The 12,146-nt window shown below is 62.9% G+C and carries 10 protein-coding genes and 1 pseudogene; 1 reads left to right on the plus strand and 10 read right to left on the minus strand.

The window, feature by feature from the left end; translation table 11 throughout:
* Window positions 1–3 precede the first annotated feature (3 nt).
* From cydX to DL1_RS17745, 3 genes are all read right to left on the minus strand, one after another.
* The gene (gene cydX, locus DL1_RS21335; protein ID WP_074855021.1) at window positions 4–138 is read right to left on the minus strand and encodes a cytochrome bd-I oxidase subunit CydX; all 135 of its coding nucleotides are present in this window, start codon (window positions 136–138) and stop codon (window positions 4–6) included.
* Between the two features lie 81 nt (window positions 139–219).
* Window positions 220–1,383, minus strand: a complete 1,164-nt coding sequence (cydB, locus tag DL1_RS17740; RefSeq protein WP_038068815.1) for a cytochrome d ubiquinol oxidase subunit II — start codon at window positions 1,381–1,383, stop codon at window positions 220–222.
* Window positions 1,384–1,388: 5 nt separating this feature from the next.
* The gene (locus tag DL1_RS17745) at window positions 1,389–2,999 is read right to left on the minus strand and encodes a cytochrome ubiquinol oxidase subunit I (protein ID WP_038068817.1); all 1,611 of its coding nucleotides are present in this window, start codon (window positions 2,997–2,999) and stop codon (window positions 1,389–1,391) included.
* 196 nt (window positions 3,000–3,195) lie between these two features.
* Between DL1_RS17745 and DL1_RS21340 the strand changes: the two are divergent.
* Window positions 3,196–3,816, plus strand: a pseudogene (locus DL1_RS21340) (IS5 family transposase); the annotation flags it as partial.
* 478 nt (window positions 3,817–4,294) lie between these two features.
* Here the strand turns inward: DL1_RS21340 and fliP are convergent.
* The 7 genes from fliP to DL1_RS17785 form a co-directional block, all read right to left on the minus strand.
* Complete coding sequence (gene fliP, locus DL1_RS17755; RefSeq protein WP_051693659.1) at window positions 4,295–4,981, minus strand: flagellar type III secretion system pore protein FliP; 687 nt, start codon at window positions 4,979–4,981, stop codon at window positions 4,295–4,297.
* Window positions 4,982–4,984: 3 nt separating this feature from the next.
* Window positions 4,985–5,488 carry a flagellar basal body-associated FliL family protein gene (locus DL1_RS17760; RefSeq protein WP_038068821.1) on the minus strand — a complete coding sequence of 168 codons (504 nt, stop codon included), beginning with the start codon at window positions 5,486–5,488 and terminating at the stop codon, window positions 4,985–4,987.
* A 61-nt stretch (window positions 5,489–5,549) separates the two neighbouring features.
* Window positions 5,550–6,239 (minus strand): flagellar basal body P-ring formation chaperone FlgA, encoded by a 690-nt coding sequence (gene flgA, locus DL1_RS17765; RefSeq protein ID WP_038068823.1) that lies wholly within the window; start codon window positions 6,237–6,239, stop codon window positions 5,550–5,552.
* A complete protein-coding gene (locus DL1_RS17770) occupies window positions 6,226–9,690 on the minus strand; it encodes a hypothetical protein (protein WP_038068825.1) in 3,465 nt (1,154 codons plus the stop codon). The genes flgA and DL1_RS17770 overlap by 14 nt, the downstream gene beginning before the upstream one ends.
* Before the next feature lie 12 nt (window positions 9,691–9,702).
* A complete protein-coding gene (locus DL1_RS17775) occupies window positions 9,703–10,422 on the minus strand; it encodes a hypothetical protein (protein WP_038068827.1) in 720 nt (239 codons plus the stop codon).
* Entirely contained in the window at window positions 10,419–10,925 is a 507-nt protein-coding gene (locus tag DL1_RS17780) for a flagellin N-terminal helical domain-containing protein (RefSeq protein ID WP_038068829.1), read from the minus strand. The genes DL1_RS17775 and DL1_RS17780 overlap by 4 nt, the downstream gene beginning before the upstream one ends.
* A 13-nt stretch (window positions 10,926–10,938) precedes the next feature.
* Window positions 10,939–12,108: a flagellar basal body rod C-terminal domain-containing protein gene (locus DL1_RS17785; protein WP_038068832.1), complete on the minus strand. Its 1,170-nt coding sequence runs from the start codon at window positions 12,106–12,108 to the stop codon at window positions 10,939–10,941.
* Window positions 12,109–12,146: the final 38 nt, after the last annotated feature.

A 12,146-nucleotide genomic window follows, 5' to 3' on the forward strand; every position in this document is an offset into this window, starting at 1 on the left:
AACTCAGCGCCGCTGCGTCGGGACTTTGGCATCGATGGCGATGATGCGTTCGTCTTCTTTCAGCTCAAGCCACATCGCATTCATGACCGCGAACAAAGCCGCCAGCGGCAGGCCGAGCATCCAAGCGAAATACCACATGATCAGGTTCCTTCAGTCCAAGTGACGTTGTGAGTGCCGGGGGCGCCGATCCGCGCCCGCCGGGTATGTCATCCATTGCGCTCAGTAGAGGGAGTGCCCGTTGTCGCGCACATCAGCCTCGGTCACCTTGCCCCAAAGCACCTTATAGACCCATGAGGTGTAGAGCAGGATCATCGGCAGGAAGATCACCGTCGCGAACAGCATGATGAACAGCGTCAGATGCGAGGACGAGCTGTTCCACACCGTCAGAGACGAGCGCAGATCGGTGGAGCTGGGCATGATGAACGGGAACATGGTCAGCCCGACCGAGGAAATCACGCCGAAAATCGCCATCTTGGAGAACAGCAGGGTCGACACCTCGCGGCCTGACCGCAGCCCGACGAATGTCAGCAACGCGCCCACTATGCCCATGATCGGCGCGATCGCGATCCACGGGCGGTCGTGATAGGCCGACAGCCAGCTTGCACTCCGTGCCACTTCAAAATGAAGCGGGTTGGAGGGGCCATTGGTCGCGTAATCCCCGACGATGCGATAGCCTTCCATCCCGAAGGCAAGCCAGACACCGGCCAGCACATAGGCCAGCACCGCGACAAGCGCTGCCACCGAGCCAATCGCCCGGGCCCGCGCCTGCACCGCGCCCTCCGCCTTGACGCCAAGCCATGCGCCACCATGCATCACCAGCATCGACAGCGAGACCACCCCTGCCAGCAGAGCAAACGGGTTCAACAGGCCGAAGAACTTGGCATACCAAGCGCCCTCGTAGATCGCGACCAGATCGTCGGTGAAGTGGAACGGCACGCCCTGAATGACATTGCCCACGGCCACGCCGAACAAAAGCGCAGGCACGGCGCCGCTGACAAACAGCGCCCAGTCCCACCGCGCCCGCCAGAGCGGCTCATCGCGCTTGGAGCGGTATTTGAAGGCCACCGGCCGGACGATGAAACAGGCCAGCACGACGAACATCGCGAGGTAGAAGCCCGAGAAGCTCACCGAGTAAAGCGGCGGCCATGCGGCAAAGATCGCACCGCCTCCGAGGATGAACCAGACCTGGTTGCCTTCCCAGACCGGGCCGACGGTGTTGATCACCACGCGCCGCTCGGTATCGGTCTTGCCGACGAAGGGCAGCAATGCCCCCACGCCCATGTCAAAGCCGTCCGTCAGCGCAAAGCCGATCAAAAGCACGCCCAGCAGGCCCCACCAGATCACGCGAAGCGCCTCATAACTTATCAAATCATGCAAGATCATCTGTCTTACTCCCCTGGCATGGCGATTGCAGCGCCGTCCGGCTGACCGGAGAGACGTGCAGTGTGGCGGTTGGTCCAGGCTTCAGTCTCTTCAACGTCTTGGAACGGGCCTTTGCGGATGTATTTCAGCATCAGACTCATCTCGATGATGAACAGAACCGTGTAAAAAAGAACAAAGCCTGCCAGCGTCAGCGACACATCGGTGATCGAGAGCCGCGAGACCGAGAGCGCGGTTGGCAGAACCCCGTCCACCGTCCAAGGCTGACGCCCGAATTCAGAGACAAACCAGCCCATCTCCGCGGCAATCCACGGCGCGGGGATCATCCAGACCGCCAGATGCAAGGCAGGCCGGGGGAATTTCATCCCGCGGAACGAGGCGCGGTAGAAGAAATAGATCATCGTCCCGATGAACCCGATCCCGAGCGCCACCATGATCCGGAAGGACCAGAACAGCGGCCAGACCTGCGGCACCGTATCATTGGCCGCCGCCTTGATCTGCGCATCCGTCGCATCCAGCGGATTGTCGACATATTTCTTGAGCAAGAGCGCAAAGCCGAGATCGGCGGAGTGGTCCTTGAACAGGGTCTCTGTGGCCGGATCGACATTGCCGTCCTTGGCGCGGATCTCAAGCATCGCCTTATAGGCAATCTGACCCGAGCGGATCCGCTCTTGTGCCTTATCGACAAGCTCGTTGATCCCGGGGATCTGGGTGTCGAGCGAGCGCGTACCGATCAGCCCCATGACCCATGGGATCTTGATCGCGTAATGGGTCTCGCGGGCTTTTTGATCGGGAAAGCCGATCAGGTTGAACGGCGCGGGCGCGGGATGGGTGTCCCACATGGACTCGATGGCGGCGAGTTTCATCTTCTGGCTATGCGAGGTGTTATAGCCCGATTCATCGCCCAGCAGCACGACCGAGAACGCCGCCGCGACCCCAAAGGCCGCGCCTACCGTGATCGAGCGGCGTGCCAGTTCAACATGGCGTCCGCGCAGCAAAAACCACGCCGAGACGCCGATCACGAAGACCGATGCCGTGACATAGCCCGCCGATACGGTGTGTACGAATTTCGCCTGCGCGACCTCGTTGAACAGCACCGCGAAGAAATCGGTCATCTCCATGCGCATCGTCAGCGGATTGAACTGCGCCCCGACCGGGTTTTGCATCCAGCCGTTCGCGATCAAAATCCACAGCGCCGAGAAGTTCGACCCGATGGCCACGAGCCACGCGACACAAAGATGCGCGACCTTGCTCAGCTTGTCCCAACCAAAGAAGAACAGCCCCACAAAGGTGGCTTCCAGAAAGAATGCCATCAGGCCTTCGATGGCGAGCGGCGCCCCGAAGATATCCCCGACATATTGGCTGTAATAGCTCCAGTTCATCCCGAACTGGAACTCCATCGTAAGGCCCGTAGCCACGCCGATGGCAAAATTGATCCCAAACAACGTGCCCCAAAACTTCGTCATCTGTCGCCAGATGGGGCGGTTTGTCGTGACGTAGACCGTCTCCATGATCGCCACGAGGATCGACAGACCCAGCGTCAGCGGCACGAAGAGGAAGTGATACATAGCTGTCACCGCGAATTGTAGGCGCGATAACTCGACGATGCCGAATTCCATTTCTCCAACTCCGTAAATCGGGCGGCGACTCATCGCCGCCGGAATACCCATTTCCGAGTTGCCTATGCCCTGTCGCGGACATGCACTTTGATGTGCATCAAAAAACACATCTCAAATACGAGTTTCGAAATTCAGCGCCAGCGCGCGGTTTAGCCGCTCGTTTCCTGCGCCGCAGCATGCAGCGCCTCGCGGAACAGGCATCTTCGCGCAGATGATGGCCGGCCTGGCACCCGAACACGGCGAGGCAAAGACCGTGATGATCCCCTCTCATTGATTGCTGCGCAATCAACTGCCGGGCAGCGGAGGCGACCTACCTGAAGGCACACCGCAGCGCGACCAGCCTGGCCGCGAAAAAGGGGGGTGCGGTCGCCTGATCCATTGCCCGGCAGAGCATTGCGCAGCAATGGCCCGAGAGGGAGGCCGAACCAAGGGCGGCATGAATACCAAACTGCATGCCATCTGCGACAGCCAGGGACGTCCGCTCAACCTGTTCGTCACCGCAGGACAGGTCAGCGACTACATCGGTGCGCGGGCGCTACTGAGCAGCCTACCCAAGGTCGACTGGTTGCTCGGGGACCGCGGCTACAATGCTGACTGGTTCCGAGACGCGTTGCAGGACAAAGGGATACGCGCCTGCATCCCGGGCCGGAAACAACGCAAGACGCCCGTCAAATACGATAAGCGCCGCTACAAGCGCCGCAACCGGATCGGAATAATGTTCGGAAGGCTCAAGGACTGGAGGCGCGTCGCGACCCGCTCTGACCGATCTCCGAAGGTCTTCTTCTCGGCCATCGCCCTGGCGGCTCTTGTCATCTAGTGGGTATGACTCCTGACCCTCGGGACGCTGCGGCGAGCGGTGTGCGCTCCGCATTCGCAATTCGCCGCCGAGCGGATAAACGAGGCCACGAACGGACAGGCGTGAAAGAAAGTGACGCTCAGGTTCGAAGCACCCTGCCCCGGTAAATTCCTTGTTGCCCTTGAGCATCTGACCCGAGCGTACGGCCGTCACACCGGCGATCGTGAAGGTTTCGAGCAGGCTGACGAAAGCCGTCGAGATCCCCGCGATCAGATCGGTGCGCAGGGTCTGGCGGTCAAGTTGATCGGCCCCGCCCGACTAGGTGAACATCGAGCGCCGAAACTTCTGCGCGCCAAAGCGCATACGGCCGGCTCGGGCTTTGGTTGTTCTCGCGGGGTTCAATCGATTTCAGTGACCCGCTTCCGGATCCCGTAGCGCACCGATGATCCGTCATCCATTTTGCGCAGATACCGGGTGCCAGGTCGCGCGACATTTGCCGCTAGTGAACGACGCTCTTTGCGACCGAACCCAGTAGCAACGACCAGCCCCCGATCGACACGAACATCAACAGCTTGATCGGCAGTGAGATCAGCGTGGGCGACACCATGATCATCCCGAGCGCCATCAGCACGGCCGCAACCGCAAGATCGATCAATGCGAAGGGTATATAGATCAGAAAACCGATTTCGAACGCGCTTTGTAGCTCGGAGGTGACATAGGCCGGGACCAGCGTCAGAAGCGGAACATGCTGGAGATCGGCATATTCTCCCTTGTGCCCGGAAAGGCTCACGAAGAGGCGCAGGTCGCTTTTGCGCACCTGACTTTCCATGAAGGCGCGCATCGGGGCTTCGGCGGCGCTGACCGCATCCTGAAAACTGATCGTCTTTGCAAGATAGGGCTGTATCGCGGTGTCGTTGACGGATTCCAATGTCGGGCGCATAACAAAGGCTGAGAGCATCAGTGCCAGAGCGATCAGGATCATGTTAGGCGGAGTCGTGCTCAGCCCCAGTGCCTGTCGAAAGATCGCCAGGACCACGACGAACCGGGTGAAACTGGTCATCAACAGGATGATACCGGGCAGGAAGGCCAGCATCGTGATGATCAAAAGCGTCTGGATGTCGAGCGAGAAGACCTGATCTTGGCCCTGGCCCACCACCTTCGCAAGAGGAGATATGAGATCGGCCATGGGCTATTGCGTGAGGAAAGTGGTGATATAGGCGCCCAGAAACGGGGCCTTGCCAAGCGCGGTATCCGATTGCGAGACGGTCATATTGGCCACCTCGAGGCTGTCGGTCGTGATCACGTGCTTGAGCTTCATCGGGTCGCTCGAAGGCGAAACCCCGGATGCCATGACATCGCTGATGATCTGCGACTTGATGATCGGCATCAGCTTGTCGAAATCGACGATGGCCTGCTTTTTCTCGGTCAGGAAGGACATTGCCAGTTGAAGATAGACCGATCCGCCATCCGCTCCGGTCGGGATCGTCACAACGAATTGCGGCAACTCGACGAATTGCGCATTTGCGGCGGTCGGCTTTTCGGGGGCCTTCGGCGCACGGTCCGCCCCGCTCTGCACCTGCGGCGCGACAGAGGCCCGCTGCGTCTTGAGAAATGCCAGGATGCCAAGCCCGTCGCCGACAAGCATCGCGGCAAGCGCCAAGACCCCGATTGCAATGAGAAAAATCTTCTTCATGGTCTTGGGTCTCTTTCCGGGGTTCGGGGTTGAGGGTCGAAACAGGTGTTCATCGGTCGTCTCAGTGTTGCGGCACAAGCACGAATGTGCCCGGCCGTGCGGGCGCGCGGCGCACGATGGTGGCGGTGAGCCGGCGATGGGTGGCGGCGTTCTCCACGGCGATCGCGTCGCCCACCGCGCCATCTTGCAGCACCTTGCCGGTCGCCGTCACGCTCAGCCCGGCAAGATTGACCTGCACCGTTGCCGTCTCACCGGCTTGCATCACCGTTGTCAGATCGGTCATCTCCCGCGTGATCGGGGCGCCCGCTGCAATCGCGCGGGTGGTCCGGGGGGCGTCGGTTAGCGCATCATCGCTGAGCGCCGTGCCATGCAGAGACGCGCCTGCCACCTTGGCCATCGCAGTGTCCGTGGTGTCGATCACACCGCCCGCCGCGATCGCCCGCGTTGCGATCAAGGCGGTTTGCTGCGTCGCGATCTTCACCCCGGCATAGATCGTCCAGGAGGGCGCGGCGCAGGACACCGCAGCGGTCCGAAAATCGTCACTCCCCGAGGGCAGCCATTTCACCGACAGCGCGGTCTGGCATGCTGGCATCATCGCGCCGCCATTGGCCATGATCTGGGCGCTTTTGCCGTGCAACTGCGAGCGGATCGCCGTCTCGATTGCGGCGGCGGGCTCAAGCGTGGTCGCACCGGCCGCGCTTGAGCCAAACATCGCCAGCGCTCCGATCAAAAACGCCTCACGCCGCATCATGCGCGCCCGCCGACATCTCTGAGGGTGCCAGCCAGCTCTGTTCAACTGCGGCGTTCTCGATCCACAGATCAGGCAGATCAAGCAAGGTCCGGCGCACCGCGTCTTCGGGAGTGTCCCGCGCCGCCGCTTCGATCGTCTTTACCCAGCGCGTCAGCCCGTCCGAGGAAAGCGTCTTGTCGATCAGCGGCGCGATGTCGGAGCCAAGCTCGGGTTCCTTGCCCACTATCGCCCGGCAGCCTGCGGCCAGCGCGATCCGTACGATATGATCGTCGCACCAGTTGGCTCCCGGTGTCGGGCGCACGAGGATCGATGCGCCGATCTCGGCGAACATCCGGGCCCAGTCTTCCTCGAAGGCCGGGATCGGACGGCGCGCGACGGTGCCTGCAAAATCACGCCGCGACCGGGTGGCCACGGTCCAGGACACCACGTCTCCGGTCTGTGCGATCAACTGATCGATCCAGGGCACATCGATGCCGGTTTCCTCGACCCACACAATCGCGGGCCGGGTCTTGGCATAGGATGGCTTGAAGGCGGTCCAGACGTCACGCGTCAGCCGTGGCGGCTGAACCGAGACGTTACGCGCGCCCATTCCGCGCAACCGTGCCGCAAGGGCGCGCGAGGACGCAACGCAATGATCTGCCGCCAGCACGACCGGGCGCATTTCGGTGCCGGGCAGGACCGACCAATAGGTGAGATCCGCGCGGATCTCGCAGGCGTTTGCGGGATCGGTGAGGACCGAGCGGGGGTTGATGCGGACCCAGCGGCGGCCTTGCGCTTTGGCCCGCAAAACCGAAGGCGCATCAAGCGGTTCACCGACGATGGCCGCCTGAACCTGGGCCTGGGCACGCATGAACCGGGCCCAGCTTATCGCCTTCGCGTCATCGCCCAGATCGGTTGAGCTGACAAGCACTGCGCCGTCGCTGTCAACCAGCCCGTAGCGGCCCTCCAGCATCAGCGGTGAGCCCGACACCGTCATCGCCGGGTGATGGTGCGCGCCACGGTATTGCTGGGCGCGCGCGGCCTCCAGCGCGTGATCGGGCGTCGTGCCCGGATCAGGGATTTCGACCTGCATATGCGGTGTCCAGAACGCTCCAAGCGCCCGTTCCGCATGGTACAGGCTCGCACAGAGCGTGACCCAGTTGTCCGCGCCCTGATCAAATAAGGCGTCGCGGCGTACAAGCACCACGGCGCCATCGAGCGCATCCACCGGCTGGGTCGTGGCGAGCCAGCCGCCAGGGCCGGGCGCGGCGGCCTCATAGCCTGCGCCGATCCGGTCGCTGGCGCCAAACAGCAGCGGGCCGTGCAGGCGCGCGCTCCGTTCGCCATCGCGGAAAAACGCCAGCGGGGCAATCACCCCGGCGGTCTCCTCGGTGTCGAGCAAGGCGACCAGCCGGGCCAGCAGATCATTCGTCGAGGGGGCCGAGACCGGATCGACCAAGGCAACATGATTGGCCGGTGCAACGCGCTGCAACCTTGCGATCAGCGCGCCGAGGCAGGGCTCGGTTGAAACGACCGTGATCGAGGGATGGCTCGGGGTCACCTCGGCGTCGATCTGATCGAGGAACCGGGTCATCGCTTCGGTCATCTCTGCGTGCCGGATGAACACGATCCGCGAGGCCTGACCGTCGTGATGGGGCAGCAGGCGGTTCACCATGCCCTGCGCCACATCGGGGGTGACCTGCGGCTTGCACAGCACCCCCACCGTCACCGCCGGATCGCGCGCGCCGGGCTGCTCGACGACGAAAAGCCCCGGCATGCTGCCCTGACGCACCGATGCCGCGATCCCGCGGGTCTCGAGATGCGCCGCGATTGCGGCCTGTGCGCTTTGGGTTGCCTGTTCAAGCGGCACGCTGTCACGCCGGGTGTTTTCGCCACGAACAAACAGCGCCTCGGGAAGTGTCTCGACGGTCTTGCCCGCTGCGGTGAGGCGGATCTGCATATCCTGTTCTTCGGCGCCGGGATAGCCCTGCGGGCGGAACCCACCAAGCGCGGCCACGGCGGCGCGCCGATACCAGACCCAATCGCCCACGAAACACGACTCCAATAGTCGCGACATCGACATCGCGGGCTTCGCGCGGATCCAGGGGCCGGACTGGCTCGGTGCAATTTCGTCACAATACAGCATATCGGCGCGCGACGCCGCCGCGCGCAGCGTGAAACGCGCAATCGCGTCGGGTTCCAGCATATCGCCCGCGTTTAGGATCGCGACGTAATCGGTTTTGGCGGTAGACATTGCTTCGAACAGGGCCGTGATCATCGCCACATCCGTCTCAAAACGGTAATCCATCGTCAGGCCAAGCTGCGACAGATCGAAGGCGGGGGCGACACAATAGGCCAGCTTGACCGCAGGCTGGTGCCAGTTCTGCGCAATCGATTCCAACGTATCTTTCATCTGGGCCTGGGTGGTCCCGTGCGGACAGGCGATCATCACGCTTACGCCGGGAACCGGTCCGCCCTCTCGGGCCATCCGCTCCAACAATGCGCTGACGCGGGCGCGCTCGGAGACATCGCCACGTTCCGAGGGTCGCACCGGATGGGCCTTAGTGGCACCTGCCAGGTTGATGGCGCGCCCGCCCGGGGCCCGGACCTGCATTCCCTGCCCTACCCCCGGCGCCGAGCGGTTGCCGGACCGCCCCAATTCGTCGACGAACCCGGCGATATCGGCGCTGCGGCGGCGCAGATCGTCCCAGATCGTGGCTTCAGCCTGATCATGGATCGCGGTTTCGATGTCGGCCACGAGCTGCGCCAGAGGCTGGAAAAGCCCCTCCGGGTCGGCCTTTTCCGACCGGTTCAGGGACTTGGTGATGAAACCGACACCGGCGCTGCCGGGGGTCTCGATGCCAAGATCGCCAAGTGTCTTGCGCACCGTCGTGTCCGCATCATGCAGCAGATCGTGATATTGCACCCAGCCGCGCGGCACATCCCGGGCAAGCCGCTCGGCCGAGGTGATATAGCTGGACCAGAGCGCAACCGCATGCGCGCGCGTCATGTTGTTCTTGGTCGCCTGACTGGTCGCCATCGCATAGGGCGAGCGGTGAGTGTGGATGACTTTCGCCTCATAGCCGATATCCGCGATCGCCTGCCGGTAAAGCGGCAGCAGCCGGCACAGATGGGGATGCTTTACCGCCACCAGCGGAGCGTCTTTGAACTGCCGCGTCAGCATTTCCGCCAGCACGTCGCGCTGAAGCTGGATATCGGCGCGATCGATCCACCCCTCTGGCAGATCGGACAGATCGCTCCAATAGGAGTTCATCGTATCCAGCACCCGGATGTCGAACTTGATCAGCTCGGTCGACTCAAAAAAGCCCTTGGGGTTGGCTTCGTTGGCCTGCGCGTCGCTTGTGATCTGCACCCCGAGATCGGCAAGCGCACCGCACAGCGCCGATGTACCGCTTCGGTAATAGCCCGCGACCAGAATGGCTTGAGGGGCGATCTTTCGCATATCCGGCATCGGGATTCCGTTTCAGAGATATTTGAACAGGGACAGTTGCGAGGCAACCGAAAAGGCCTTCATCGCGGCCTGCAACGTGGCGCTCCGGTCTTGCAGTTCGGTGAGCACTTTTGGCATGTCCGCCGAAACCAGATCACTGGCATTGCTCTGTGCTCTCGTGCTGCCCTGTGCATTGGCCGTCGCGGCGCTGCGAGTGGCCTGCAAGATCACCCCCGCCTTGCCCGAGGCACCAGACAGCTTGTGCTGATACTGTACGATACTTCCCAGCGCGTTGCCGATTTTCTGACGGGTAAGCGCACGCGCCGCGGGGGTCGTGCCGGGGGCTGCCAATGCCTGCTGGATGCCCTTGACCATGGCAAAGATTGATTGCGGCCGTGACGGTTTGACGGCGAAACTGTCACCATTGGCCGGAGCGCCTGACAGTGTAAGCTGGACCCCGTCGACCGAGATCGTTGGGGTGGCGCCATCGCTGGTATTCACCACGCCGCTGGCAAGTGTCGCGCTGCCCGAGATGGCGGTGTAGGTCATCGCGCCATTGGCCGAGCTGGCAAAGCTGAGCGTGACCGGCGTGCTGGACTGCTGAAAGGCGATCGCGGCGGCGGTGTTGCCAATGCCCGTCGCAAGGATCGTGGCCGAGCCGGTATTGCCCGAGGCCGCAGCAACCGAGGCATAGCTGTTGCCGCTCAGCGCATTGGTGAAGATCGAGCCGCTGAGCGCGGCATTGACCGTCACACCGGGCGAGATCTCGACTGTCGACGTGCCGTCATTGCCGACATAGCTGAGACCGCCCCGCCGGGCGTCTCGACGAAGGGCCGGGTCTGCTTTTCCGTGCCCGCGAAGATGTAATTGCCGTTGCTGCTTTGGGTGTTCGCAAGGCCGATGATCTGCTGAAGGCCCTCGCCGACCTGCTCGCTGAGTGCCGCGAAATCGTCGCTGCTGCTGGTCCCGCTCATCGCCTGCAGCGCGATGCTTTGCACATGATCGAGTGCGGTTGCGACATTGCCGAGCGCTGCTGTGGCAGAGTCAAGATTTTGCTGGATATTGACCTGGCTTGCATCCATCGCATCGAGCGCTTTGACGGTGGCGGCGTCCTGTTGTGCACCTACATAGGCGGCCGGGTCCGCTGCGGCGGTGGTCACCGCCTTGCCGGTGGCGACCTCCCCCTCAAGCTGTTCGATCCGGGTTTCCTGTGCGGCAAAACTTTGGCCCGCGGCGGTAAAGAATGTCGTGTCCATGACGGGTCAGCTCCTAGACGGCGTTGATCAGGGATTTGAACATGGCCTCGGCGGTGGTGATGACTTTCGCCGCCGCCTGATAGGCCTGCTGGTATTCGGATAGCTGCTCGGCCTGATCATCCAGATTGACCCCCGCTACATCGCTCAGATCGGCCTGTGCGGTTGACAGGTTGCTCGCCGTATTGCCCGACAGCGCCGTCGCCGCCGACGAGGCCGCCCCGGTGCGACCAATCAACGCGCTCAGCGCTCCCTGCACGGATCCGCCCGGCAGCGCGGTGTCGGACGCGCGCCAGATATCGGACATGCGCTGCGCATTGGAGCCGCTATCAAGCCCACCCGGCTTTAGCGTGACCACATCGCCCGCCGCCGGTGCCCCGCTCAGCCTGACCTGCCAGTAGCGGCCGGCCGAAGCAGAGCCCGACGGGTAGGCCATCGCAATATCGGTGCTGCCTCCGCTGAACGTGCCGCTGGCCAGCGTCGTCGCCGTGGTCGTATCAACCACGTCATAGGCTGAGTTACTGGTGAACCGTAACTCGAACGTATCGCCGAACGCGCTGGCGGGCCCCACCGCCGCTCCGCTGCCGGGCGCTGCAAGCACCGTATCGCTGGACTCGCTGATCGTGCCCGCATTGCTATTCGTCACCTGCCCCGAGGTCGAGACCGAGCCTTCGCTCAGCACATAGGGATCGGCGACCGCAAGATCTGCCGGGTTTGTCGTGGTGACGCGCATCGCGGCCGCCGCACCCGGTTGGGGCGCAACCTGAAAACTGTCACCAGGGTTGGCGATGCCGGTGACTGCGATATTCATTCCGTTGAGCGTCAGCGAGCTGGAGGAGCCAAGCGCATAGGATTGAGAGGTTCCGGTCACCGTCGCGCTCCAGCCGCTGGCGGAGTAGCTCAGCGTGTAGCCCTGCCCGCTCGATGGCAGCGCGCTGGGATCGCTCACGCTTGGCGCGAGCACGGCAGAGCCGGTATTGCCCGCAGCCGGCGTGACGCCGGGCTGGGCGGTGGCAAACAGGGCCGACCCCAGAGCGCCATTGCCGGTAAGCCCCTCGGCCTGCGCGCCGTTGACCAGACCGGAAATCGCCCCGGCTGTCCAGTCAAGCTGGCGGCCCGCATCCGTCGTCGCGGTAAAGCTCGACATCAGCCCGCCAATCGCGCCGCCGGTGGCCGTCAGCTTCAACGGGAAACGGCATCGTCAAGTTATTGACGCGGCTTGTG

This window comes from Thioclava dalianensis (assembly GCF_000715505.1).
GTDB lineage: Bacteria > Pseudomonadota > Alphaproteobacteria > Rhodobacterales > Rhodobacteraceae > Thioclava > Thioclava dalianensis.

Excerpts from the sequence above, each read along its gene's own strand:
- cydX (WP_074855021.1), bottom strand. The coding sequence starts at position 138 with ATGTGGTATTTCGCTTGGATGCTCGGCCTGCCGCTGGCGGCTTTGTTC.
- cydB (WP_038068815.1), bottom strand. The coding sequence starts at position 1,383 with ATGATCTTGCATGATTTGATAAGTTATGAGGCGCTTCGCGTGATCTGG.
- DL1_RS17745 (WP_038068817.1), bottom strand. The coding sequence starts at position 2,999 with ATGGAATTCGGCATCGTCGAGTTATCGCGCCTACAATTCGCGGTGACA.
- fliP (WP_051693659.1), bottom strand. The coding sequence starts at position 4,981 with ATGGCCGATCTCATATCTCCTCTTGCGAAGGTGGTGGGCCAGGGCCAA.
- DL1_RS17760 (WP_038068821.1), bottom strand. The coding sequence starts at position 5,488 with ATGAAGAAGATTTTTCTCATTGCAATCGGGGTCTTGGCGCTTGCCGCG.
- flgA (WP_038068823.1), bottom strand. The coding sequence starts at position 6,239 with ATGATGCGGCGTGAGGCGTTTTTGATCGGAGCGCTGGCGATGTTTGGC.
- DL1_RS17770 (WP_038068825.1), bottom strand. The coding sequence starts at position 9,690 with ATGCCGGATATGCGAAAGATCGCCCCTCAAGCCATTCTGGTCGCGGGC.
- DL1_RS17780 (WP_038068829.1), bottom strand. The coding sequence starts at position 10,925 with ATGGACACGACATTCTTTACCGCCGCGGGCCAAAGTTTTGCCGCACAG.